This is a genomic window from Cycloclasticus zancles 78-ME, assembly GCF_000442595.1.
GTDB classification, from domain to species: Bacteria; Pseudomonadota; Gammaproteobacteria; order Methylococcales; family Cycloclasticaceae; genus Cycloclasticus; species Cycloclasticus pugetii.
This window is the reverse complement of sequence record NC_021917.1, coordinates 1,483,974-1,509,083: the sequence shown is the minus strand read 5'-3', so window position 1 is coordinate 1,509,083 and position 25,110 is coordinate 1,483,974. Positions and strand designations below refer to the sequence as shown.

Here is a 25,110-nt window from a genome sequence, read left to right as displayed (position 1 = left end):
TTGGTAAAAGTGAAACTCCATATGAATACTAGATAAGGACTATGTTGATTTAGAAAAAAGGAATATTTTCGATTTTATTAACTTGGAGCGTTCTTAATGAGACTAAGTACCCGTTTATCCATTATTGTTTTTAGCCTTGGCTTAACAATAACTGTGCTTAATTTATATGCTGTAAGACATGAGGTCCTCCAACAGCAAACACACACACACAGAATATTTGCTGAAACGTTAGTTCGCACCATGGCGAGTGTGGTTGCCGATGGTGTTATTACTGGAGATAAGGAGCAATTAACGCAAATGCTGCAGGTTGCTCAAAACTACAAGAATAACTCGATTGAGTATTTGTATGTTATAGATAGGGAGGGTCATCTTTTTGCCCATTCATATGATACAGACTTTCCTGAATTTTTAAATAAACAGATTGCTAAGTACCCATCAGCACTGAATGGTTCGAGACCAATTAATCTCGTTGCTCAATATAATATTGAAAATCGGGGGCTTATTTATGAATATGCTGTTGCACTAACGCCCAGCCTTTCGGGGCAAATGCACCTTGGATTAAACCAAACGAAAATTCAGGTAGCTGTTAATACGGCTAGTAAAAAAACACTCTTCTTCGGTATGGTGTTATCTATGCTATTTACATTGCTAGCATGGCTCGCTACTCGCTATGTAGTTCGTCCAATTGAACAAATTTCCACTACGTTACAGAATTATCAACCTGGGGGAAGTATCGACTTTTCATTTAAGCAATCAGACGCCCTAGATATTCAAACACTTAAGTACTCGTTAAAAGAAGCTTTCAATTCTCGTGATTACTATGAAAACCTTTTAAAGCAACGAGAACAAGACTTAGAGGTGACATTGAGTAGTATTGGAGATGCGGTTATTACTACTGATGAACAGGGACATGTGACTCGAATGAACCATGTTGCAGAAACGTTAACTGGCTGGTCAATAGAAGAAGCGCAAGGGCAGACAGTCAAAACAATTTTTCCTATTATCAATGCGTCTACAAAAGAGCCAATACCAAACCCTGTGGAAAAGGTACTTGAAACCGGTGAGACAGTTTATTTAAGTAATCATACGACCTTAATATCAAAAGAAGGTGATGAATACCAAATTGCAGATTCAGCAGCAGCTATTCGTGATGTAAATAATAATATCTTGGGCATGGTGTTAGTGTTTAACGACGTAACCGAGCAGTATGAGTTACGCCAAGCAGCGCTTCAAGCTCAACAGCAAGTTGAAAAAGCATTTAATGATATGCAGACGATGGTCGCTGTCCTAGATACTGATTTTAGAGTTACTTTTATCAATAATACGCCGCTAGAATCTCTCAGTCTTAAAACAGAGGATGTTATTGGGAAAGAATTTTGGATGAATGACTGGTTTACTTATGACTCAGCTCTCCAAAAGGCTATTCAGAGTGATTGTATCGAAGCCTTTAATGGGCGAAAGACGCTACGCGATATTGAGATAATGACTAATAACGGTGTACTGGCTCTTCAGATAGGCTTTCACCCTATACGCGATGAGAATAATAGCGTCATTCAATTAGTCGCTGAAGGTGTTGATGTCAGTGTACGTAAGCATCTGGAAACTGAGATGCGTGCATCAATGCAGCACCTACAGCTATATCGCGAACAAACGCCATTGGCAGCTATAGAATGGAGCATCGATTTTGAGGTTGTTAATTGGAATAAAGCGGCAGAGTTAATGTTTGGTTACACACTCAAAGAAGTCGAAGGGCGTAACTTTTCCGACATGATATTACCAGAAAGTGCAGTGATAGATGTCGATAAAATATGGCAGGGCTTGATGACGAATACGGGTGGTAAAAACAGTAGAAATGAGAATGTTACAAAAGAAGGCAAGATCATCTTATGTGAGTGGTATAACAACCCGCTGATTAATGAGTCAGGTCAGGTGATTGGTGCAGTCTTGCTGGTTCGAGATATAACACATGAACATGCTTCGCAACAAGCATTGATGAAAAGTGAACAAGAGCAACGCGATATTCTGGACACACTCAGGGACGGCATTATTACGCTTAGTGAGACGGGGGTCATACAGTCCTTTAACCGCGCTGCCGAGCATTTATTTGGTGTAAGTAGCGTAGAAGCAATTGGTCAAAATATATCGATATTAGTACGTGAAAAAGATGAAGGTCAGCCTGAGGGTTATAGTCAAGCAAACGCCATGTGTCTTTTAGCTGGTTCTCGTGAAGCTGTTGGTGTATACAAAAAAACACCACATTCCCTATGCGCCTTACCCTTGCAGAGTTGCCAGTTTCAGCTAATGGACAACACCGATTTGCCTGTTCATGCCAAGACTTAACTGAAATAAAGTCTCAGCAAGCTCAGATTCAACGGGCACAGAAAATGGATGCTTTAGGCAAACTGGTGGGTGGTATAGCGCACGATTACAATAATATGTTGGGGGTTATTTTAGGTTATACCAGTCTCATGGAAATGAAATTTTCCAATGTTAAAGGTTTGCAAAAATACATTGGAAATATAAGCCAGGCAGGGGAACGAGCAAGACAGTTGACTAAGCGGATGCTTGCTTTTTCTAAGCAAAAGAGCACAGAGGCTGAAGCCGAAGCGGTTGATGTTAATAGTCTAGTGGATGATCAAAAAGATCTAATTAACAAGTCACTAACAGCAATGATCACAGTTCATTACCAACTGTGTGACTCACTAGGGCTTATATGGATTGATAAAAGTGAACTTGAAGACACGTTGCTGAATTTAGTGATCAATGCTAAACATGCCATGCCAGATGGAGGGCAACTAACGGTTAGTACAGGTGCCGTGCACCTTTCTCAGATAGAGGCAGAGACGCTTGGATTAACTGAAAATGATTATATAACATTATCGGTTAAAGATAATGGCTGCGGAATAGATAAAGACATTGTAGATTTCATCTTTGACCCATTCTTTACGACGAAAGGTATTGATGGAACAGGGCTTGGTTTAAGCCAAGTATATGGTTTTGCAGGGCGATCTGGCGGTACGATAAAAGTATATTCAGAAAAAGGCCTAGGCAGTGAGTTTACCTTATATTTCCCTCTGTATCGTGGTGAGGAAAGGAATGATACTGGCCCTATTGAAGTAAAACCATATCGTCAAGGTGAAGGGCAAGCAATTTTAGTCGTCGATGACGAACCTGCTTTACGAAAGCTAGCTCTAGAAATTTTAACGTTGGCTGGCTATCAAGTGTTGCTAGCAAGAAATGGTAACGAGGCTATAGAGATGTTAGCAACAACGAAATTTGACTTGGTTTTAAGTGATGTCATTATGCCTCAAATGGATGGTTATCAGCTTGCGAAGCATATCAAAGAAAATTATCCGAGTATTAAAGTTCAATTGGCTACGGGCTTTAGCAGTAATCGTCACTCAGCAATGAAAGATAAAAGTTTGCAGAACAACATGATGTATAAACCGTATCGTACAGGTGAATTGCTAAGGCGAGTTTCAACGTTGATCTATGGTAATGATGATGATTGAAGTTAAAAGTTATGAGCTATGGCATTGGGCTCCAGAGATGAGTGTAGGGATAGATGCTATTGATAAATATCACAAACGCTTATTTCAGTTATTTTATGAAGCTCATGTGATAGCCGAGAATGGGGGTGAGAGGGCGCTGCTAAATAAATTAGCAATGGGCCTTCTCCTATATGGAGAATCATATTTTACGCGTAAAGAAGCTATTATGCAGTCATTGAGTTACCCGTTTGCTGATAGTGAAGTCGCTCTTCACCAAATGATAAGTCAAGAATTACACCAGAAATTCAAAAATACCGTTAAAGCAAATGGGGACATTGCAGGGTTCATTGTGTATCTAAAAGACTGTTTTATAGAGTATCTAAATAAAACGAATCAACATATTAAGCGGTTTAGCAAGGAGCATGAACGAGAAATTGAAGACGCTCTAAATGTAGATGGGTTTCTTACGCTACCAGAGGAAATTATTATTTATGTGGTAGATGATGAGCCGCAACAAGTTGAAATGCTTAAAGAATTGATTGAGGTAGCTGGGTTTTCTGCAAAAGGTTTTACATCGGCAGTTGAGTTTATCAATCAGCCTGTTAGTAGTGATGATATTGTTGTGCTTGATTTAAATATGCCAGAAATGGATGGTATCGAAGTGATGAGGCACCTTCATGCAAAAGGAAGCGTGCCAAGTTATGTACTGATTAGTGGATTTGATGAGAAAGTGTTACATTCCGCTAGACAATTTGCTGATGCAAAAAAAGTGGTCGTTGCTAGAACATTAACAAAACCACTGGAGCCATATAGTTTTATTGATGAAATAAAGCAAATATATACCCATAAGAAGATCATGCTTGATAAAACTGACCTTTCTCCATTAATCTCAACATCTAGCACATCATTATTTACTCTGGCAGATTTACAGCACGCAATTGAGTCTCACTATTTGATTATTTTTTATCAACCACAGATTGAATTAAGGTCAGGGAAAGTAGTTGGTTTTGAAGCATTAGTTCGTTTGCAACACCCCGAGCGTGGCATGATATTTCCGGATCAATTTATAGGTCTAGCAGAACAAAATAATCTGATTTCAAGTATTACCAATGAAGTGATAGATTTGGTCATCACTGATTACGGCTTATTTTGTGAAAAAGGTATTGAACCAAACATTTCAATTAACATTTCTGCACAAGATTTATTGGATTTATCTTTACCAGAGCAATTAAGTACGAGGCTAGCTAATGTTGGTATCCCAACAGGAGCCATTACTTTTGAGTTAACAGAATCAGCAGTTTTAACATCTATTTCTGACTCGCTAGATATTATGAATAGACTCCGAATGAAAGGCTTTGCCTTATCAATTGATGATTTTGGTACAGGTCACTCATCACTTGTGCAACTTTACCAAGCACCCTTTACAGAGCTGAAAATTGACCGTAGCTTTGTGATGAAAATGTTAGACGATGACGAAGCAATGTCTATCGTCAAAGTTTGCATTTACCTTGCTAAAGAATTAAAAATGGAAACGGTTGCTGAAGGTGTTGAAACAGAGGAGATATGGAATAAACTAAAGGAGCTAGGCTGTGACATTGCGCAAGGCTTCTACCGCGCAAAACCAATGTCATTAAAAGCGTGTTGTGATTGGTTAACGACAGAGTTTAATATCAAGAGTTAGCGTGAACCATGTTTAGCGGCTTGATAGCAAAAACAATTCGAACATAATGATATTAAACCGAAAGAAAGTCTCTATAAGGTTTAACTAAAAATGTAAATAATAAGCGCCTTTAAAAGGTTTGAGGTTAGCAGAAATTTGTACGAAGGAGCGTTTTTGAAAAATGGACCAATCGGCTGGTTTGTTAGATAAAAAGGCGCTGTTAAAACAGCGCCTTTTAATGGCTTTAGCGTTTCTAATAGCTTAGTGATTATCACACTCTGCTAGGAAGGTTAGCAGCTCTTCCCTGTATTTATAATAATCAGGGTGCGATACCAGTGCCTTACGTGTTCGAGGACGTGGTAAATCCACTTTCATAACTTTACCAACCTTAGCATTAGGTCCATTGGTCATCATCACAACACGATCAGCCAGTAAAATAGCTTCATCAACATCGTGTGTCACCATAATGGCAGTGACTTTAGTCCGTGTCCAAACTTCCATTAACACCTCCTGAAGCTCCCACCTTGTTAAAGAATCTAACATACCAAATGGTTCATCGAGTAACAGTAATTTAGGGGAGAGGGCGAAGGCACGTGAAATACCGACACGCTGTTTCATACCATTTGAAAGTTCAGCGGCTTTCTTATTGAAGGCTTCACTTAAGCCCACTTTACTTAAATAGTACTCAACAATGCTATTTCGTTCTGCTGGGGTGCAATGCGGATAAACTCGCTCGACGCCTAAAGCAACATTTTCTTTCGCACTTAACCAAGGAAAAAGGCTAGGGGCTTGGAAAACAACTGCTCTGTCAGGGCCCGCGGCACTGACTTCTTTCTTGTCCAAAACAATACCGCCATCGCTGATGTCGGTTAACCCTGCGGTCATAGACAATACAGTCGATTTGCCACAACCGGAATGGCCAATAATTGAAATAAACTCGCCTTTTCCTATATTTAGTTCAAATTTATCGACTACTGTTAAGGGACCTTTCGGTGTTGGGTAAACCTTGGTTAAATTAAAATACTCTAAGTATTTTTTATCACCCATATTATTTGAATAAGGTTTCAGTGCATCAGGCTTCTCGTCGTCACTAAGACCAAAGTCACTGGCTGTATTAGGCTGGACATTGGGTAATTGATAAACATTACTTGTTGAATCAGCACTATCACCGATGCCGACACTCATTAAATATTGAGTAATATCACTACGTAATTTTTTAAAATTTTCATCATGGTTCATGGCTGTTCTATCGCGCGGCCTTGGCAGATCAACAATGAATTCGGGACCAAACGTAGCATTTGGCCCCGGGTTTAATGGAATAATCCGGTCGGCCATTATCAACCCTTCATCTACATCATTCGTGATGAGTACCACGGTTTTTTTCTCTTGTTCCCAAATTCTAATGATTTCATCTTGTAGGTTCGCGCGCGTTAATGCATCTAGTGCGCTGAGTGGCTCATCTAATAATAAAACATGTGGGCTTGCCGCCAAAGCTCGTGCAACATTAACACGCTGTCGCATACCACCAGATAGTTCAGAAGGGTGCCTATGCGTCGCATGCGACAATCCCACCATATTGATGTATTTTTCTATGCGTTCTGTTCGTTCAGAAGCAGAAAGATCACTAAAGACAGAATCAACAGCTAATGCAACGTTTCCAAAAACAGTTAACCAAGGCATTAAGGAGTAGCTCTGAAAGACAACACCGCGTTCTGAACTGGGGCCAGTAACTTTTTTACCTTCCATTGTCACTTCACCACTATCAGGTTTAATTAAACCTGCAATAGTGGAGATAAGGGTAGTTTTACCTGTGCCCGAGAACCCAACAATAGCAACAAATTCACCTTCTTTAATATCAAGGTTAATATTGCTCAGAACGTCACTTTTATTGTGACCACTACCGTAGGATTTACTAATATTTTTAAGTGCTAAAAATGACATATCTTTTCTCCTACATTGCGTCGCCGTATGAAAAATATTTTTGCAGCGTCAACATGATACGGTCGAGCATAAAACCGATAATACCGATAGTAAACACAGCAACCATAATTTTTCCTAACGATTGAGAACTGCCATTTTGGAATTCATCCCAGACAAATTTACCTAAACCTGGGTTTTGCGCTAGCATTTCTGCAGCAATTAATACCATCCAACCGACACCAAGTGATAGACGTAAGCCTGTAAAAATTAATGGCAGCGAACTAGGTAAAACAATTTTAGTGACTGTTTTCCACCACCCGAGTTGTAAAACCTTTGAGACATTCATTAAGTCTTTATCAATAGTAGATACGCCGACGGCTGTATTAATTAGAGTTGGCCATAATGAACACAATGTTACTGTGATGGCCGATACAAGAAAGGACTTGCTAAATGTAGCGTCCCCCTCAACCACATACAGTGCACTAACAATAAGTGTGACTATAGGTAACCAAGCCAATGGAGAAACAGGTTTAAATATTTGAATAATCGGGTTAATGGCAGCATTAAAAGCAGGGCTTAATCCGCAAATAACACCCAGTGGAATAGCCACAACAGAGGCTAATAAAAAGCCTGCGAAAACAGTCCATAAACTGGTCATAATTTGTTGCGGATAGGTTGCTTTGCCAGTGTAATCACGAATTTTAATAACCGCATCTGGGTTCTTTTCAAGCTTTTTAGCATTACGAACTTCCTGACGTTTGTAAAAAGCGACTTCTTTTTCTTTCTCTTTGTAGTGGTCGGCGGCAAGGCTTTTTGTTTCTTGCCATACCGCAGCAGGGCCAGGAATAGCGCCTAGGCTCGTTTGGATTTTCGCAGCGCCCCAGTCCCAAAACCCAATAAATATCAACATGGCTAATACCGGCACACCAATAACTTTTATCGCTTCTTTTAGCTGTACAACAGGGTCTTCACCAGCCAACAGTTTTACGATGGGTATAAACCAAGTAAAGCCAATTAGTTCTAAAAAATTATTAATTTTTACGGAAATTTTAACGCCTTCATTGGCGACCTTTTTTTCAGGCTTATTGGCAACAGACTCTTGTGAGTCTGCTGATGAACTTGTAGTGTTACTCGCTTCTTGATTTTTCATATTTTTATCTTCTAATGCTGTATCAACAGGCATAGTGTTACCTCTAGTTTTTTTGTTAAATAGGTACCCGCATCATCACGGGTACCTATCATTGTCATACCGTTATTTACTTAACAGTGTCTTTTCCTTTTAAACCAATGTTGAACTTCTCTAGGTAAGCATTGGGTGTGCGGCCATCAAAGGTGATGTTATCGATAAAGTGAGTTTGTGGTTCGCGGTAACCATCGGTATCCCAAGGCATATCTGCTTTAGAAATTTTCCCTTCTTCTAACAACTCTTTAGCGGCTGCTAAATAAATGTCTGGACGGTAGACTTTTTTTGCAATGTCGTGGAACCATTGATCTGATTTTTCGTCGGTAATTTGACCCCAGCGACGCATTTGGGTTAAGTACCAAATAGCATCTGAATAATAAGGGTAGGTAGCAAAGTAGCGGTAGAAAACGTTGAAGTCTGGTAAGTCACGTTTATCGCCTTTTTCATACTCAAATGTGCCTGTCATGCTGTTAGCGATCACATCGTAGTCAGCACCAACATATTCAGATTGAGACAGAATTTTTACCGCTTCTGGACGGTTTGCATCGTTGTTAGCATCTAACCATTGCGCTGCACGAATTAATGCTTTAATAACGGCTTTATGTGTATTGGGGTTCTTTTCTGCCCACTCTGCACTAACGCCAAATACTTTTTCTGGGTTATTTTTCCAAATTTCATAATCTGTCACAACAGGAACGCCAATACCTTTAAAGACGGCTTGCTGGTTCCAAGGTTCCCCAACGCAATAGCCATAAATAGTACCGGCTTCAAGCGTTGAAGGCATTTGAGGAGGAGGGGTAACCGATAATAAAGCATCCGCATCAATTTGACCGGTGATATCCGTTTTTGAATAATAGCCCGGGTGGATTCCGCCTGCAGCTAACCAATAACGTAGCTCATAATTATGTGTTGATACGGGGAAAACCATGCCCATATTAAAAGGCTTACCTTCAGATTTATATCGATCAACAACTGGCTTCAGTGCGGTCGCACTAATAGGGTGCACTGGCTTACCATCAGCACCTTTGGGGATATTAGGTTTCATTTCTGCCCAAATATCATTTGAAACAGTAATCGCATTACCATTTAAATCCATACTAAAGGCAGTAATAATATCCGCTTTAGTGCCAAAACCTATGGTTGCACCAAGTGGTTGCCCGGCAAGCATATGTGCACCGTCTAGCTCGCCATCAATCACACGGTCAAGTAACACCTTCCAATTCGCTTGTGGTTCAATGGTGACATACAGGCCCTCATCTTCAAAAAAACCTTTTTCATAGGCAACCGCTAACGGTGCCATATCTGTTAATTTGATAAAACCAAACTTAAGTTCATCTTTTTCAAGTTCTTCAACGGCATGTGCAGCCGTTAAACTACCTGCCATTGTTAACGCTAAACCAGCCAGACAGCTTTTAAACATGCCTCCGATGTTTCGTTTACTGAAAGTCTTACGATTTTTTTTCATTTTTTTTCCTGTTTACGTTTATAAAATGCAAAAAAAACGCCCGCCGCTTATTTTCGTTTTAAAGAAAACAAGCTAGCAGACGTCTTTGTCTTGTGACCTTATAAGGTCTATTAAGTTTTAAGCCCCAAGTTCGGGGGTGGTACTATTCGTTAGAAATTAAAAAGCAATACCTATGCCAATATTTCACTTGCTGAGATTATGCTTTCTGCTAGATCTACCATTTTGATATTTTTATTCATCGCCATTTTACGCATTGCTTTATAAGCTTCATTTTCACTAATTTTAGAGCGTTGCATAATAATGCCTTTTGCTTTATCGATAATCTTACGTTCACTTAACGTATTTTTCGTTCGCTCTAACTCTTCTTTAATAAGCTGTTGCTCGTTAAAACGAAAACAAGCGGTATCAATAATAGACACAATACGTTTGGCCTGAAGGCCATCTACAATATAAGCACTTACACCTACTTTAATGGCTGCTTGAATAACATCTCTACTGTCTTCGTAGGTAAAGACAATAACCGGAATAGGGTTTTGCACGTTAATTTGTTGTATACAACTAAATAATTGATCAAAACGTTTTTCCGTTACTGCCATCACAATATCTATAGAGCCAGTAAGAGCAGCACGACTAATGTCGCTTAACTGTGATGTAACGGCTGTTACCTCGTAAATAGAGTCAGATAAATGCCCCTGAACATCTAGGAGGTCATCAGCCGTTGTATTAAATAATAGGATTCTAGGTTTCATTAAGTGTCGATTAATGCTTCTTTAAAAAAAGGCTTATATCAATGCCATGACTAGAATTTTGCGCTTACAAAAGCCCACAATTTAGTCGTATCAACGGCTGTTGGGCCGATATTTAAAGCATTATTGTCAGCATTGTAATCTGCATACTTGAGACCAACGGTGTAGTTTTTACCTACTTTTTTAGTAGCCATCACATCAAACTCAGTACCGTAATCGTAGCTATTATTATCTGAACTAAAGTCATGATAAGCTGCCACAAATTTTATGCCATAAGCAGTCGTCACAGCTGTTAAGTAAATATCTTCAACACCATCACCTGGGGTTACTAAGAATTTATCCGCCCAGCCTTGGTAAGCGTGATTTGTTCCAAGAATTGTTACAAAACGGTCAGCGCCGCCATTACCTTCTTGTAATTCATAACTGGCTTTTACCAACAGCATGTTGATAGGCCCATTAAATGATATTTTTGTGCCGAGTTCAGCCAAAATATAATCAGCATCTATTGAGTTAGGGTTATCAGCGGCATCTGATTGGGTGGCGTATTCAGCTGTATAAATAACCTTAGTCGCATCACTGATAGGCTTAGCACCGCTAAGTCTTAGACCATATGTATTGGTTGAAAAAGCATCTGCATTTTCAAAGTCATATAAATATGCGTAAGCTTCAATTTTTGCAGTTTTAAAACCACTATATTGGATATTAAATAAATGTGAATCACTGTCAAAATTATCAAGTGGTTCAGGCGCATCTTCACCAAAGATACGATTTACATTCCATACATAAGCATAATTAATGGTTGTATCACTAAGCGACTGATTAGAAATAGAGAATGCATCCAGTGTTTGCCAATTTTGACGCCAAGCAACCGTACCGATATGCCGATGAAAGGGTGCACCACGATATGTCAATGCTTGTCGCCCCAATTTTACAGACGTGTCTTCAAGCCCTGTGTAAAACAAGTAACCTTGATTAAGCTCTGTTTCATTAGGATCAGCAATAACAGGGTATTTAGCACCCTTGGCCTGAGATGGATGTGCATAATTGTTACTAAATAAGCTATGAACACTTTCTACTTCACCAAAAAGCCCAAACCCATAATACGTTCCTGTTTTATAGGCCGCCGTTAATCTAGCGGTATAAGCGTTTGCTTCTTCAGATAAGTTTTCTTGATCGACATTTTCATAACGTAGTCTAGCGCTGTAACTGGCTTTACCACTGGATAGGGCATTTATTATAGATTCCTCCGCCTGCGCTAAAGGAGCTGTTGTCATTAGTATCGTGCTAGCAATAGCGCCTACTATGATAGGGTTTGAGTGACTTTTTTTGTTGCTTTTCATATTAACTCTCTACGTTAAATTTTTTAAAAAAAACATAAAACCTAAAGCAGCCAACACGAATATACCGAGTTAGCGCCTGTGCTTTATAAATTAAGATGTTCATGACTGCGCCGTTACAGTGTGTTATGACTTAATCGAAAGAAATAACAGCTACAAGTAGTGCAATGGTTATGCCAAGTTTAATTTATTGACAATACAGTGATTGATAGAGGCTTATGAGGCAAATAAATGCTGCGTCGCATCCTTTAGGTGCTGATATGATAGATGGGCACTAAAATGGTGCGAATGAGAATTAAGCTTGTTAGCCTTAGTCTACTAGGCGAATTGAGCCATTAACATTGACTTGGATAGTTGACGTGTTCTGTTGTAAGTTAGCAGGAGCAGCTTCATCAGTTGCACTGCTTGAAAGCATTCTTGATTTGGCGTAATACACTGGGCGATGCTGATTGTTCGAATGGATATTAATTTGATGAACAAGATACTTATTTTTATCGAACTCGTTAGTGATCGTTTGTGCTTGCGCCTTAAAGTCTGCAATAGCTTGTTTTGTTAATAATTGTTTAGTGGCATTTAATTTTTCTTCTGAGACTTGGTAGCGCAAGGATTTAATTAGTAATTCTTTTTGTAATAAGCCAATCAGCTTGCCTAAGTCCTCACTGTCTTTACTTTCTAGCGTTATAGTTTGAATACCACGCCAAGCTTTAAAAATACGTTTGTTATAAAGTTGATGAGATGTGTATTGCCCACCTTTAACTTTAACGGTTTTAAAGGGGGCGGCTGTTTTAAGAGCCCAAGACATTTTTTGGTTGATTTGTTCAGCCAAAACAGCGGGGTCGTAATGTTCAGCTTCAACAGCAATACTGGCCAGCATCGTATCGGTTTCAACCTCTAAACTAGCAGAAGCTTGTAAATTAACAACTCCATCAAACGGCTTATCATGAGCCATTAGAGGGCTGGTTAAAAATATTAAATTAAACAACAAAATCCATTTATTCATCTTTAACTCATTATTTTATTGGGGTGTAACTTACTATACGGGCCTAAGCTGAATACTATCTTAATGGTTATCTAGTCGGTTTAAACCATTTAAAGCAGCCACTCGATAAGCCTCAGCCATTGTTGGGTAGTTAAAGGTTGTATTAGTAAAATACAGCAGGGTATTTGCTTCGCCTTTTTGCGACATAATCGCCTGCCCAATATGTATAATTTCAGCCGCTTGGTCACCAAAGCAGTGCACACCTAATATTTGTAATGTTTCTGAGTGAAAAATTATTTTTAATAAACCCTGAGTTTCACCAGAAATTTGCGCTCTTGCCAGTGAATCGAAACGTGAATAACCGGTTTCATAAGGTACTTTTTGCTCGGTCAATTCTTTTTCTGTGTAGCCAACTGAACTAATTTCCGGATTAGTATAAATGCCTGTTGGAATGTCTTTAACCAGAGTAGCATCACAAAAACCATCAACGATATGGGTTGCGGCAAAACGGCCTTGATCATAAGCGGCGCTGGCTAAACTTGGATAGCCAATAAAATCTCCAACCGCATAAATATGTTCTTTACCTTCCACTTGGTAATTCTCGTTAACATTAATTTGACCGCGAGAGTTAGGGGTGATGCCGACTTTGTCTAATGCTAGGTCATCAAAGTTACCGGTCCTACCATTGGCCCATAGAAAAATATCAGTTTTAATCTTTTTTCCTGAAACCAATTGGGTAACAACGCTTTTATCGTCAGGTATTATTGAATCGTATTCTTCACTAGAGCGGATAACAACACCTTGGTTTCGCATATCATGGCTTAAGGCATGTACGATTTCTTCATCTAAAAAGGCCAGCAAAGTAGAGTGCGTATTAATAAGGTTAACTTTAACCCCTAACCCTTGAAAGATAGAAGCATATTCGGAACCAATAACGCCCGCTCCATAGATTGTAATTGAGCGTGGTGTGAAGTCTAAGTCTAAAATAGTATCGCTATCAAAAACATTATGATGATTAAAATCCACATCATCAGGACGATAGGGGTGAGAGCCAGGCGCCAACACAAATACCTTGGCAGTTATTTTTTTTACTTTACCACCGGCATTAGGTTTAACCTGCATTGTATTTTCATCAACAAAACTAGCTGTGCCGTATAGCAAGTCAAGATTGTTGCGTTCATAAAAGCCATCTCGCATATCAACCTGTTTTTTTATCACGTCGGTAGCAGAACTTAAAAGTTGAGGAAACGTTAAGTGAAGTCGGCCACCGCAGGCTTCTTTAAACCATCTATTGCGATTAAATTGAATAACACGCTGAACCGCTTGACGTAATGCTTTTGAGGGAATTGTTCCCCAATGAGTACAGCCACCGCCAACCTCTTTATATTTTTCTATGATGGCAACTTTTTTACCTTCTTTACAAGCCTTCATTGCGGCGCCTTCACCTCCTGGGCCTGTGCCTACAACAATTACATCATAGTCATATGTACTCATTAATTGTTCTCATAATTATTTATAAACGTCTGAGCAAGTATACAACAGATACGATAAAATCTGCTTTTCGCCAAGAGTATTTATTAATGCCTGATTTTTTTAATTCGCTCGAAAATGCCTTATTGAGCTCATCGGTTAACGAAACGATTGAGATGACACGGCAAGCTTTTGAGTTGTGCCATCAAAATAGCTCTTTTATTGAGCCAGTAAACCGCATTATTAAACCAATAGACTTCGTACGTTTTCCTGACAAGCCCATCTGTGTTGCACCCAGAGATTTACCACGTAGGCGGCTAGGAACAGAAGCAGGCAAGCGCTCATTTATACACGCTATCGCACACATAGAGTTTAATGCGATTAAATTAGCCCTAGATATTGCTTATCGTTTTAAAGGTATGCCGGCACAGTTTTATAAAGACTGGGTCTATGTTGCTAATGATGAATGTAAGCACTTTCAATTACTATGCAATCATTTAGCGACCTATGATTGTCAATATGGTGACAATCCATCGCATGATGGTTTATGGAGTATGGCCGTTAAAACAGACGATAATTTACTTGCTCGTTTATCATTGGTTCCACGTTACCTAGAAGCTCGTGGGCTTGATGTTACTCCAGCCATGTTGGAAAAACTATATGCCCAAAAAGACATGGACACAGCGGCCATTTTAGAAATTATTTTAGAAGATGAAGTGACACATGTTGAATTTGGTACAAAATGGCTAGATTTTGTTTGTGAAAACGAAGGAGTCGAGCGTGAAGATGTGTTTTTCGAACATGTTGAACGCTTATTAAAAGGCCAAATACTCGGCCCATTTAATAAGCCTTTACGGCTCCGGGCCGGTTTTACGCCCAGTGAGTTGTTAGAGCTTGAACGCCTTGATAAACGTAAATTAAAGCAAACATAATATTCAGAATTAGCTACGTTAAGACTAAGAAAGTTCGATGAGCTGATAACCGTCTTCACTCCAGTCGAGAACACTGCCGCTATGATCCCATTCTGCTAAAACAAAACGTTCAATCTCTTCCCCCTCCGCAATATGCGAGTGAATATCTGGTCTGTGTGTATGCCCGTGAATAAGACGTTTTACCTGATGTTTTTTAACATAATTAACAACGGTAGAGGTATTAACATCCATAATCTCCATCGACTTGTTTGCTTTATTTAAATGACTTTCTTGCCGGTAGTGTTGAGCCATCGCCAAGCGTTCTTGAAGAGGTTTAGATAAAATGCTTTGTTGCCATTCAGGCGTGTGCGTTAAGTCTCGAAATTTTTGGTATTCGACATCATCACTACACAACAGGTCGCCGTGCATTAATAAGGTACTCGTGCCAAATAAATCAATAATATATTCGTCCTCTAAGCTGACCACCTGAGTATCAGCAAAAAACTTTTTGCCGACCAAGAAGTCTCTATTGCCCGCCAAGAAGTACACCTTAACTCCCTTGGAAGTAACTTTGGCTAAGTGTGTTTTAACTGCTTCATTAGGCGGGGTTGGGTCATCGTCACCAACCCATACGTCAAACAAGTCGCCCAAAATATATAAAGCTGACACATCACTACTTAAGGACTCAAGATAGGCTAAAAATCGCTGCGTATTTTCAGGCCTATCTTGGGTAAGGTGTAAGTCAGAAATAAAATGTATGTGCTGAGTCACGAATTACTTAATAACCTCAGCTTTCTCAATAATGACAGTTTCTTGAGGAACATCCGTTGGGAACATACCACCAGAGCCAGTAGGAATAGCGGCCATTTTATCAACAACATCCATACCGTCAGTTACTTTGCCAAAAACAGCATATCCCCAACCTTGTTGTGTTTTTGAACTGTGGTTTAAAAAGTCATTGTCAGCCAAGTTAATAAAAAATTGTCCTGTTGCTGAGTGCGGGTCACCAGTTCGTGCCATTGCAATCGTGCCACGGTCATTAGCTAAACCATTATCGGCTTCATTTTGTATAGCACTGTTGGTTTCTTTCTGTGCAAAATCAGCGGTAAAACCACCGCCTTGTGCCATAAAGTTAGGAATGATTCGGTGAAAAATAACGCCTTCATAAAAGCCTTCTTCAACGTAAGTGACAAAGTTTTTAACAGTATTAGGTGCTTTTTCGGCATCCAACTCTAGAGTAATATCGCCTTGGTTTGTGGTTAGTTTAATAGTTGTCATGCTCATATTTTTATCCGTTGCGTAAGTTGCAGTTGCGAAAAGTAGGGCGCTAGCAATAGATACCTTTAAAAATTGGATTAACTTTTTGGTCATCAGTAAAACTCCTACAATAAATTAAGCTGTGTATCTTATCTTCTTAGCTGGTTTTGATAAAGCTCACACATTCGTTATTTTAAAAACTCGAGCTTTAAACAAAACAGGGCGGCTTAATATGATTAATATCGCATGCTAATCATGCCGAGATTCAATGAATCGGTTATTATTCGCCCTTAAATAATGTTGGTTATAAAAATGAGCGCACTAAAAATACACAATACCTTAACAAAGCAGAAAGAAACTTTTGTTCCAATCAACAAAGGAGAGGTTAATTTATACGTATGCGGTATGACCGTTTATGATTTTTGCCATATCGGACATGCGCGAGTTATGGTCGTTTTTGATGTTGTTTCAAGGTACTTAAAGTACTTAGGGTATAACGTTAAGTATGTGCGCAATATTACTGATATTGATGATAAAATTATTACTAGATCGATTGAATCGGGTGAAGATTTCAAGCAATTAACTAAACGCTTTATCGATGAGATGCATCAAGACGAAGCTTCATTAAACGTCCTTTCTCCCGACATCGAACCGTTAGCAACCGACTCGATGGAGGCTATTATTACTATGATCGAACAGTTGATTGCTAATGATAATGCCTATGTTGGGCCAAATAATGATGTGTATTATTGCGTTGAATCGTTTGAGAACTATGGCCAATTATCAGGCCGAAAACTAGATGATATGAATGCAGGAGAGCGGGTAGATGTTGATAGCAGTAAACGCAACCCCTTTGATTTTGTTTTATGGAAGTCTGCTAAGCCTGACGAGCCTTCATGGTCATCGCCTTGGGGTAATGGTCGGCCTGGATGGCATATAGAGTGCTCTGCAATGGCAACGTGTTGCCTTGGAAACCATTTTGATATTCATGGAGGTGGAATGGATTTACAGTTTCCTCACCATGAAAATGAAATTGCTCAATCAGAAGCAGCAACAGGTGAAAAATACGTTAACACTTGGATGCACAATGGTTTTGTGCGTATTGATGATGAAAAAATGTCCAAATCACTGGGTAACTTTTTCACCGTGCGAGATGTGTTGAAAAAATACCGCGGGGAAGAAATTCGCTTTTTCGTGCTATCAAGCCATTACCGTAGCCCATTGAATTATTCAGACGATCAGTTAAATGAGTCACGTTCCGCATTAGAACGGCTTTATACAGCGCTACGTGATGTCACGCCTGTAAAAAATGAGGTTAAATCAACGTATATCGAACAATTTGAAAATGCGATGAACGATGATTTTAATTCTGCAAAAGCCATTGCCGTACTGTTCGAATGCGCAAACGAATTAAATAAATTAAAACATACACAACCAGAGCAGGCGGCAAAAACCGCAGCTGACTTATTAACAATGGCCGAACCGCTGGGTCTTTTGAGCCAAGACCCGGATCTGTTTTTAAAATCAATGGCGGGACAGGATGCCAGTATCAGTAATGAAGAGATAGAAGCTCAAATTAATCAGCGCCTTGAAGCTAAAGCGAATAAGAACTGGAGCTTAGCTGATCAAATTCGCGATAGCTTAAAAGAACAAGGCGTTATTTTAGAAGATAAGGGGCCTGAAACAACTTGGCGCAGGGGTTAACTGCTTTGTAATTCAGCTGCTTGTAAGGTGTTTTCAAGTAAAGAAGCGATGGTCATGGGGCCAACACCACCTGGTACGGGTGTTATCCAACTTGCTTTTTTTGAAGCCGTTTCATAATCAACATCCCCAACCAGCTTACCTGACTCTAGACGGTTAATACCGACATCAATAACCACAGCGCCTGGTTTAACCCAGTCACCCTTTACAAAACTTGGAATCCCAACCGCGGCAATAATAATATCTGCACGTTTAACATGCGCCTCAAGATCAACTGTACGACTGTGACAAGTGGTTACGGTACAACGAGCCATTAATAATTCTAATGAAACAGGGCGACCCACAATATTAGAGGCGCCAATAACAACAGCTTCTTTGCCCTCAAGGGCAAGCCCAGTGCTTTTAAGTAAGGTCATAATGCCTTTAGGTGTACAAGACCTTAAAACCGGCATACGAAGCGCTAAGCGACCTATATTATAAGGATGAAAGCCATCTACATCTTTAAGCGGGTCAATCGCTTCGATGATTCTTTCCTCATTAATATGCTCTGGTAACGGTAGCTGGACAAGAATCCCGTTAATAGCCGAATTATTATTTAGGTCATCAATTAAATTAAGGAGCTCCTCCTCAGTAACACCATAAGGAAAGGTCTTTGATAAAGAATAGAAGCCGACTTCTTCACAGGCATTACATTTATTACGTACATAAACTTCAGAAGCAGGGTTTTCACCTACCAAAATGACCGCTAAACCTGGTTTTGATAAACCACGAGAAATTCGACCATCTGTTTGTTTTTTTATTGCAGCTCTTAGTTCAGCTGAGATTTTTTTTCCATCAATCGTTTGAAATGTCATATTTTTTAAATTTTTTAAGGTTCTTTGTTAAATTTGTTAAAGAAGCGTTGACCAAAATTACCGTGTGCCGTATTATCGCCCACCTACAGACTTATTGCATTATTTATGCATTTTTTCTGAAGGAAGTCGGGGTGTAGCGCAGCCTGGTAGCGCAACTGCTTTGGGAGCAGTGGGTCGGGAGTTCGAATCTCTCCACCCCGACCAATTTTTACTTATGCTGAAGCGCTTGTAGCTCATCTGGATAGAGCATCGGCCTTCTAAGCCGAGGGTAACAGGTTCGAGTCCTGTCAAGCGCGCCATTAAGGCTAGGTTAAGTTGGTTATACCCTTTAAGAGATAAAAATTGTAAATTTAAGTTCTGTTTAAAATCGTCGATGGTGGGTGTAGCTCAGTTGGTAGAGCCCCTGACTGTGACTCAGGTTGTCGAGGGTTCGAGTCCCTTCATCCACCCCATTTTACGATTATTCTTTCCGTTAAATATGCCTAGTCATTTCACTGTTTTAGTTTTTAAACTAAAATTCGGTGTTATTTTCCTTACCGGGCCATATTTTGCCATTTAAACCATTTCCCATCTTGCTCACTGAGCCAAGCGAACCACCTCCTGAGATCAAACACCTTATTAATAAGGGTGATTATCGACTCATCGACACCGACGATACCTCTGAAGCTTGTTTGTTAATCTATAACGATAGACGCCTTAACCTTCACCTACGAACGACTAATAAACCTTTGCAGCTATGCATTGATTTCATCAATGGCAAAGCTAAGCACCGTAGACAATATGGTGGAGGTAAAAATCAGCCTCTGGCAAAAGCGTGCGGGCTTAATAAACACCCAGATTGGAGTATTTTAGATGCCACTGCTGGACTTGGAAAAGATGCCTTTGTTTTAGCTAGCCTGGGTGCGCAAGTCACTTTATGTGAAAGACACCCCGCCTTATATGGTTTATTAGCCGATGCCCTTGATCGAGCCACTCATGATAGTAGCGTTGCAGATATTGCTGATCGGATGAAATGCATTTATCAAGACTCAATAACTCACTTAAATACTTACCAACATATTAATAGTAAATTACCGGATATAATTTACTTAGACCCCATGTATCCAGAAAGAAAAAAATCGGCAAAAATAAAAAAAGAAATGCAAGTATTACAATATCTTGTCGCACATAATTCAAATAATAATGAGCTTTTAGAGACGGCACTGAAAACTGCCATGCATCGTGTTGTAGTGAAGCGACCAAAATCTGCAGCTCCACTCAATGAGTGCTTTCCGAGTTACACTATTAATAGTGTGAATACACGATACGATGTGTATGTTAATTCATAGATTATGCCTGTCGAGAAGATCCCTTCTTTAAGCTCAACATTTGTTATGAAAATGATAAGATAGCACATGAGAATAGTCGCCTATCAGTCTTAAAGTAGCCTGTATATTGCAATTAATCAGTCGGAAAAAAGCACACAATTAACCAGTTTAAATAAATTATTACGTGAATCAAAAAACGACAACTTCAACGCCTTCGCCCGCACATTTACAGATTGTAAAGCTGTTAAAAGAGTCGGCTTTTTTGGTATTACTTGCTGTCAGCTTATTTTTGCTGGGCTCACTTTTTAGTTATCACGTGGACGATCCTGGTTGGACGCATAGTGGCACGGGACAGGCTGTATTAAATATCACCGGAGTTGTTGGCGCATGGATAGCAGACTTCATGTTATCTATCATGGGGTTTATGGCGTTTGCTCTTCCTTTTATGTTAATGAGCAGCGCATGGAAGTTCTTATCTGAAGCACGTTCCAAACATGTTGATACACTCACGCACCAAGTCATTCGTTGGGTTAGCTTTATTGTATTTTTAGTTGCCGGAGCTGGCTTGTTAGACATGCATTATTACCAACGTTGGCTCACCATTCCTGGTTCACCGGGAGGCATTATTGGCTTAGAGTTAACAGATTTTCTAACACATCTGTTTGCTTTTCAGGGCGCAACACTTATTCTCTTGAGCTTCTTCCTTATCGGTATCACACTTTCTACTGGGCTTTCATGGCTAGGTCTGATGGATAAACTTGGTGCCTTATCAATAAAAGCATTTCGCCTGTTAAAAGCCTACATTGAAGATAGCAAAGAACGTAAAACGTCTGTTACCGTCAAAAAACAACGTAGTGATTCATTCAAAAAGCAATCGAAAATATTTGCAGCCAAGCCGAAAGCACGAATTGAGCCTGTTATTAGAGAAATAAAAAGCAGTGAGCGTGTTGAAAAAGAGCGACAAGTAGCGTTATTTGATGAGCCTGCAGGTGCCTTGCCAGGCTTGGCATTATTAGATAAGGCTACCGAGCAGGTTGAAGGGTATTCTAAAGCAGCGCTTGAAGCACTGTCGAAATTGGTTGAATTAAAACTGCAAGATTTTGGTGTTGAGGTCGATGTAGTCGCAGTTAATCCGGGCCCTGTTATTACACGGTTTGAAATTCAACCCGCGCCGGGCATAAAAGCCAGTCGAATTAGCGGCCTTGCTCAAGACTTGGCGCGCTCGATGTCCACACATAGCGTACGTGTTGTAGAAGTTATTCCTGGCAAATCTGTGATTGGTTTAGAAATACCCAATGAAGCACGTGAAATGGTGAGGCTTAGTGAAATACTCTCTTCTCAAGCGTATGAAAAATCAAACTCTCCTTTAACATTGGTGTTAGGTAAAGACATTTCCGGTCAACCTACGGTTGCTGACTTGGCTAAAATGCCGCACTTATTGGTTGCTGGCACAACCGGTTCGGGTAAATCTGTTGCCATTAACGCGATGATTTTAAGCTTGCTATATAAAGCAACACCGGAACAAGTTCGAATGATCATGATTGATCCAAAAATGCTTGAGCTATCAGTCTACGAAGGTATTCCACATTTATTAACCCCTGTTGTAACTGATATGAAAGAGGCCTCCAATGCATTGCGTTGGTCTGTTGCCGAAATGGAAAGGCGTTATAAATTAATGTCCTTATTGGGTGTGCGAAATTTAAGCGGTTATAACAAAAAAGTAAGAGATGCAATAAAAGAGGGGAGCCCTTTAGCTGACCCATTATGGGAGCCAACACCCTTTATTGATGAGGATGAGGCTGGCACACTGACTGAGTTACCTCAAATAGTCATCATAATAGATGAGCTTGCCGACATGATGATGGTGGTTGGTAAAAAAGTTGAAGAGTTGATTGCCCGGCTTGCGCAAAAAGCACGGGCCTCTGGCTTACATTTAGTGTTGGCAACACAACGCCCATCGGTTGATGTGTTAACTGGCCTAATTAAAGCCAATATTCCTTCAAGAATAGCCTTTCAAGTGTCATCAAAAATTGACTCGCGTACGATACTCGATCAGTCCGGTGCAGAATCCTTACTAGGTAATGGTGATATGTTGTATCTACCCCCAGGTTCTGGTTTGCCACAACGTGTTCATGGAGCATTTGTGGATGATCATGAAGTGCATAAAGTTGTTAAACAACTTAAAAAATCAGGCAAAACAAATTATATAGATGGCATTTTGACCGCCTCTGACCCGGCTGAGTTTGACGGGGGAGGGTCTGGTGGTGGCTCGGAAGATTCCGATGAACTGTATGATCAAGCCTTAAAAATTGTAACAGAGACACGCAGAGCATCCATTTCTGGTGTACAGCGCCAATTAAGGGTTGGTTATAATCGAGCCGCACGAATGATTGAAGAAATGGAACGCTGCGGCGTTGTCGGTCCATTACAATCGAATGGTTCACGTGAAGTATTGGCCCCACCACCACCTGAGTTATAAATTATGAATACACTTCGTAGCGTTTTTTGCTGTTTTGTCTTATTTGCTTTTACTTTACCAAGCGTCGCAAAAAGCAGCGAAGATAATCTAGCGCTTCATTTGCAACATTATGTAAATCTTAGCGGTCAATTTACTCAGGTGATTAGCAGTGAACAAAGCTCTTTTATTCAATCATCAACCGGTGAGTTCTGGATAAAAAAGCCCAATCAATTTCGTTGGCACTACACAACGCCTTATGTGCAAAAAATTATCTCAAACGGGGATAAGCTTTGGGTCTACGACGAAGACCTTGAGCAAGTTACCATCAAAGATGCGTCGCAATCGGTTGGTTCATCGCCTTTAGCAGTAATTCTTGGCTCTATTGAACTTGATACGCTTTTTAATATTACTCAGTTGGATAACAGCGAGCAATTAGAATGGTTAATGCTAACGCCTAAAGAAGACTCAAGTGGTTTTGAATTTATTAAGGTGGGTTTTAAAGATGGCCTACTCAACAAAATGCGTCTGCATGATAGTTTTGGCCAAACCACCGATTTATTATTTACTGATGTGACCATTAACGAGCCTATTGTAGACGAAACCTTCGAGTTTATTGTGCCAGATGGCGCTGATGTTTTTGAAGAAACGCCGAACTAATGAAACCCACTGAACCGCTGGCCGATCGCCTTCGTCCCACCTCGTTACAGGAATTTTCAGGTCAAAAACATCTTTTATCTGAGGGTAAACCCCTTTATGAAGCAATTCAATCAGGGCAATTACACTCGCTCGTTTTATGGGGCCCTCCAGGTGTTGGTAAAACAACCTTAGCAAGAATCATTGCGCAACAAGCCGAGGCCGACTTTATTTCACTTTCAGCTGTTTTAGCCGGCGTTAAAGATATTCGAGGCGCTGTTGAGCAAGCAAAAAAAAATCGTATAGATAAACAACAAAACACGCTTCTTTTTGTTGACGAAGTACACCGTTTTAACAAATCACAACAAGATGCTTTTTTACCACATGTAGAGGCCGGAGTTTTTACGTTCATTGGCGCGACCACTGAAAACCCTTCTTTTTCGCTCAATAATGCATTATTATCCAGAGCGCGTGTTTACACATTAAAATCACTTGAAGAAGACGATTTGCGCGCTATCCTTAATCATGCTTTAACGGATAAAAACAAAGGGCTCGATAGCCAGTTTACTATCGACAATGAGGCCATTCAATTGTTACTGAATGCCTCAGATAAAGATGCCAGACGGTTATTAAATTTTATTGAATTAAGCGCTCAACTGGCTTCTGCAAACGAACATAAAACCATTACAGCCAATATAATTAATGAGGTTGTTCAAGACGGAGTGCGGCGTTTTGATAACCACGGTGAAGACTTCTACAATCAAATATCGGCGTTACATAAATCCGTTCGTGGTAGTGACCCAGATGCCTCGTTATATTGGTTAAAACGCATGCTTGATGGCGGATGCGATCCGTTATATGTCGCACGACGTATAGTACGTATTGCCTCTGAGGATATCGGTAATGCAGACCCACGTGCGTTACAAATAGCTTTAAATGCCTGGGAAACACAAGAAAAATTAGGCAGCCCTGAAGGTGAGTTAGCACTTGCGCAAGCAGTAATTTACTTGGCCTGTGCAGCAAAAAGTAACGCCGTATATAGCGCTTTCAATGCAGTTGACAGCGTTATAAAAAAAACAGGTAGTTTGGATGTTCCTTATCACCTTAGAAATGCGCCAACAGCCTTAATGAAACAAGAGGGCTATCATGAAGGTTATCGTTATGCACACAATGAGCCCAATGCCTTTGCTGCAGGAGAAAATTATTTACCAGAGGCGCTTATTGGTTCAACTTATTACGAACCAGTTGATCGTGGACTTGAAATAAAGATTGCTGAAAAACTACGATACTTAAGAGAACTTAACCAACAAGCAAAAAAATAAAATATTCCGCTATATTAAAAGGTATTATTAACACTCATTAACTGGCACATTATTTGATTTAGCAATGAATAAATTTATTACTCTGCTTATTTTACCCCTTCTGCTTTTCCTAAGTGCTTGCACAACCGTGTTAATTGGTGGCGCTGGTGCTGGCGGTTATGCAGTTGGTACTGACGAGCGACCTGTTGGTGTTATATCAGAGGATATTTCTATAACCACTCGAGTCAAAACTACATTAATCAAAGATAAGCAGATTGATGCTTTTGATATTAATGTTGATACCTACCGTTCCGTGGTTACCTTATATGGACATGTTAAGAGCTCAGCTCAATTAAATCGAGCCATAAGTCTTACAAGCTCGGTAAAAGGGGTTAGTAAAGTGATTTCAAAATTGACGGTCATTCAATAATAGAGCT

At 39.9% G+C, this 25,110-nt stretch carries 20 protein-coding genes and 3 tRNA genes; 13 read left to right on the top strand and 10 right to left on the bottom strand.

The window, feature by feature from the left end; translation table 11 throughout:
• The first annotated feature begins 96 nt into the window (after positions 1-96).
• From CYCME_RS07295 to CYCME_RS07290, 3 genes are read left to right on the top strand one after another with little or no spacing between them, the layout of a single operon-like run.
• The gene (locus tag CYCME_RS07295; RefSeq protein WP_020932651.1) at positions 97-2,340 is read left to right on the top strand and encodes a PAS domain-containing protein; all 2,244 of its coding nucleotides are present in this window, start codon (positions 97-99) and stop codon (positions 2,338-2,340) included.
• Positions 2,265-3,512 (top strand): response regulator, encoded by a 1,248-nt coding sequence (locus tag CYCME_RS13160; RefSeq protein WP_020932650.1) that lies wholly within the window; start codon positions 2,265-2,267, stop codon positions 3,510-3,512. Before CYCME_RS07295 ends, CYCME_RS13160 begins: the two co-directional genes overlap by 76 nt.
• Before the next feature lie 37 nt (positions 3,513-3,549).
• Positions 3,550-5,172 (top strand): EAL domain-containing protein, encoded by a 1,623-nt coding sequence (locus CYCME_RS07290; protein ID WP_223253175.1) that lies wholly within the window; start codon positions 3,550-3,552, stop codon positions 5,170-5,172.
• A gap of 240 nt (positions 5,173-5,412) precedes the next feature.
• Here the strand turns inward: CYCME_RS07290 and CYCME_RS07285 are convergent, their stop codons facing one another.
• The 7 genes from CYCME_RS07285 to sthA all read right to left on the bottom strand — a co-directional run bounded on the left by CYCME_RS07285 (position 5,413) and on the right by sthA (position 14,275).
• Entirely contained in the window at positions 5,413-7,092 is a 1,680-nt protein-coding gene (locus CYCME_RS07285) for an ABC transporter ATP-binding protein (RefSeq protein ID WP_015005905.1), read from the bottom strand.
• A 10-nt stretch (positions 7,093-7,102) separates the two neighbouring features.
• The gene (locus CYCME_RS07280) at positions 7,103-8,254 is read right to left on the bottom strand and encodes an ABC transporter permease (RefSeq protein ID WP_020932648.1); all 1,152 of its coding nucleotides are present in this window, start codon (positions 8,252-8,254) and stop codon (positions 7,103-7,105) included.
• A gap of 73 nt (positions 8,255-8,327) precedes the next feature.
• Positions 8,328-9,719: a CmpA/NrtA family ABC transporter substrate-binding protein gene (locus CYCME_RS07275; RefSeq protein ID WP_016390719.1), complete on the bottom strand. Its 1,392-nt coding sequence runs from the start codon at positions 9,717-9,719 to the stop codon at positions 8,328-8,330.
• A 170-nt stretch (positions 9,720-9,889) separates the two neighbouring features.
• Complete coding sequence (locus tag CYCME_RS07270) at positions 9,890-10,468, bottom strand: ANTAR domain-containing response regulator (RefSeq protein ID WP_015005908.1); 579 nt, start codon at positions 10,466-10,468, stop codon at positions 9,890-9,892.
• Positions 10,469-10,518: 50 nt separating this feature from the next.
• Positions 10,519-11,805 (bottom strand): hypothetical protein, encoded by a 1,287-nt coding sequence (locus CYCME_RS07265; RefSeq protein ID WP_020932647.1) that lies wholly within the window; start codon positions 11,803-11,805, stop codon positions 10,519-10,521.
• A gap of 307 nt (positions 11,806-12,112) precedes the next feature.
• The gene (locus CYCME_RS07260) at positions 12,113-12,802 is read right to left on the bottom strand and encodes an SIMPL domain-containing protein (RefSeq protein ID WP_020932646.1); all 690 of its coding nucleotides are present in this window, start codon (positions 12,800-12,802) and stop codon (positions 12,113-12,115) included.
• Between the two features lie 60 nt (positions 12,803-12,862).
• Positions 12,863-14,275, bottom strand: a complete 1,413-nt coding sequence (gene sthA, locus CYCME_RS07255; protein WP_015005911.1) for a Si-specific NAD(P)(+) transhydrogenase — start codon at positions 14,273-14,275, stop codon at positions 12,863-12,865.
• An 86-nt stretch (positions 14,276-14,361) separates the two neighbouring features.
• On the opposite strand from sthA, the gene CYCME_RS07250 reads away from it, so the two are divergent.
• Positions 14,362-15,183, top strand: a complete 822-nt coding sequence (locus CYCME_RS07250; RefSeq protein WP_041933036.1) for a ferritin-like domain-containing protein — start codon at positions 14,362-14,364, stop codon at positions 15,181-15,183.
• Positions 15,184-15,207: 24 nt separating this feature from the next.
• Here CYCME_RS07250 and CYCME_RS07245 read toward each other — a convergent pair whose 3' ends face one another.
• Together CYCME_RS07245 and CYCME_RS07240 are read right to left on the bottom strand one after the other, a co-directional pair.
• The gene (locus CYCME_RS07245; protein WP_020932644.1) at positions 15,208-15,933 is read right to left on the bottom strand and encodes a UDP-2,3-diacylglucosamine diphosphatase; all 726 of its coding nucleotides are present in this window, start codon (positions 15,931-15,933) and stop codon (positions 15,208-15,210) included.
• Positions 15,934-15,936: 3 nt separating this feature from the next.
• Entirely contained in the window at positions 15,937-16,533 is a 597-nt protein-coding gene (locus tag CYCME_RS07240) for a peptidylprolyl isomerase (RefSeq protein ID WP_015005914.1), read from the bottom strand.
• Between the two features lie 198 nt (positions 16,534-16,731).
• Between CYCME_RS07240 and cysS the strand changes: the two genes are divergently transcribed.
• A complete protein-coding gene (cysS, locus tag CYCME_RS07235) occupies positions 16,732-18,123 on the top strand; it encodes a cysteine--tRNA ligase (RefSeq protein WP_020932643.1) in 1,392 nt (463 codons plus the stop codon).
• Here cysS and folD read toward each other — a convergent pair.
• A complete protein-coding gene (gene folD, locus CYCME_RS07230; protein WP_016390713.1) occupies positions 18,120-18,974 on the bottom strand; it encodes a bifunctional methylenetetrahydrofolate dehydrogenase/methenyltetrahydrofolate cyclohydrolase FolD in 855 nt (284 codons plus the stop codon). The genes cysS and folD overlap by 4 nt on opposite strands.
• 127 nt (positions 18,975-19,101) lie before the next feature.
• Between folD and CYCME_RS07225 the strand changes: the two genes are divergently transcribed.
• From CYCME_RS07225 to CYCME_RS07190, 8 genes are all read left to right on the top strand, one after another.
• Positions 19,102-19,178 (top strand) — tRNA-Pro (locus CYCME_RS07225).
• A gap of 18 nt (positions 19,179-19,196) precedes the next feature.
• A tRNA-Arg gene (locus CYCME_RS07220) sits at positions 19,197-19,273 on the top strand.
• 77 nt (positions 19,274-19,350) lie between these two features.
• A tRNA-His gene (locus tag CYCME_RS07215) sits at positions 19,351-19,426 on the top strand.
• A gap of 96 nt (positions 19,427-19,522) precedes the next feature.
• A complete protein-coding gene (locus CYCME_RS07210) occupies positions 19,523-20,302 on the top strand; it encodes a class I SAM-dependent methyltransferase (RefSeq protein WP_223253174.1) in 780 nt (259 codons plus the stop codon).
• A 163-nt stretch (positions 20,303-20,465) separates the two neighbouring features.
• Entirely contained in the window at positions 20,466-22,760 is a 2,295-nt protein-coding gene (locus tag CYCME_RS07205; protein WP_016390711.1) for a DNA translocase FtsK, read from the top strand.
• 3 nt (positions 22,761-22,763) lie between these two features.
• Positions 22,764-23,396, top strand: coding sequence for an outer membrane lipoprotein chaperone LolA (gene lolA / locus CYCME_RS07200; RefSeq protein ID WP_016390710.1), 633 nt, complete (start codon positions 22,764-22,766; stop codon positions 23,394-23,396).
• The gene (locus tag CYCME_RS07195) at positions 23,396-24,694 is read left to right on the top strand and encodes a replication-associated recombination protein A (RefSeq protein WP_020932641.1); all 1,299 of its coding nucleotides are present in this window, start codon (positions 23,396-23,398) and stop codon (positions 24,692-24,694) included. Before lolA ends, CYCME_RS07195 begins: the two co-directional genes overlap by 1 nt.
• Before the next feature lie 64 nt (positions 24,695-24,758).
• On the top strand, positions 24,759-25,103 hold the full coding sequence (locus CYCME_RS07190; protein ID WP_016390708.1) for a BON domain-containing protein: 345 nt from the start codon (positions 24,759-24,761) through the stop codon (positions 25,101-25,103).
• The last annotated feature ends 7 nt before the right edge of the window (positions 25,104-25,110 follow it).

Coding starts and splice junctions, on each gene's coding strand:
- folD (WP_016390713.1), bottom strand. CDS start 18,974: ATGACATTTCAAACGATTGATGGAAAAAAAATCTCAGCTGAACTAAGA.
- CYCME_RS07275 (WP_016390719.1), bottom strand. CDS start 9,719: ATGAAAAAAAATCGTAAGACTTTCAGTAAACGAAACATCGGAGGCATG.
- CYCME_RS07190 (WP_016390708.1), top strand. CDS start 24,759: ATGAATAAATTTATTACTCTGCTTATTTTACCCCTTCTGCTTTTCCTA.
- CYCME_RS07265 (WP_020932647.1), bottom strand. CDS start 11,805: ATGAAAAGCAACAAAAAAAGTCACTCAAACCCTATCATAGTAGGCGCT.
- CYCME_RS07270 (WP_015005908.1), bottom strand. CDS start 10,468: ATGAAACCTAGAATCCTATTATTTAATACAACGGCTGATGACCTCCTA.
- CYCME_RS07250 (WP_041933036.1), top strand. CDS start 14,362: ATGCCTGATTTTTTTAATTCGCTCGAAAATGCCTTATTGAGCTCATCG.
- CYCME_RS07285 (WP_015005905.1), bottom strand. CDS start 7,092: ATGTCATTTTTAGCACTTAAAAATATTAGTAAATCCTACGGTAGTGGT.
- sthA (WP_015005911.1), bottom strand. CDS start 14,275: ATGAGTACATATGACTATGATGTAATTGTTGTAGGCACAGGCCCAGGA.
- CYCME_RS07240 (WP_015005914.1), bottom strand. CDS start 16,533: ATGACCAAAAAGTTAATCCAATTTTTAAAGGTATCTATTGCTAGCGCC.
- lolA (WP_016390710.1), top strand. CDS start 22,764: ATGAATACACTTCGTAGCGTTTTTTGCTGTTTTGTCTTATTTGCTTTT.
- CYCME_RS07290 (WP_223253175.1), top strand. CDS start 3,550: ATGAGTGTAGGGATAGATGCTATTGATAAATATCACAAACGCTTATTT.
- CYCME_RS13160 (WP_020932650.1), top strand. CDS start 2,265: ATGCGCCTTACCCTTGCAGAGTTGCCAGTTTCAGCTAATGGACAACAC.
- CYCME_RS07280 (WP_020932648.1), bottom strand. CDS start 8,254: ATGCCTGTTGATACAGCATTAGAAGATAAAAATATGAAAAATCAAGAA.
- CYCME_RS07260 (WP_020932646.1), bottom strand. CDS start 12,802: ATGAATAAATGGATTTTGTTGTTTAATTTAATATTTTTAACCAGCCCT.
- CYCME_RS07295 (WP_020932651.1), top strand. CDS start 97: ATGAGACTAAGTACCCGTTTATCCATTATTGTTTTTAGCCTTGGCTTA.
- cysS (WP_020932643.1), top strand. CDS start 16,732: ATGAGCGCACTAAAAATACACAATACCTTAACAAAGCAGAAAGAAACT.
- CYCME_RS07195 (WP_020932641.1), top strand. CDS start 23,396: ATGAAACCCACTGAACCGCTGGCCGATCGCCTTCGTCCCACCTCGTTA.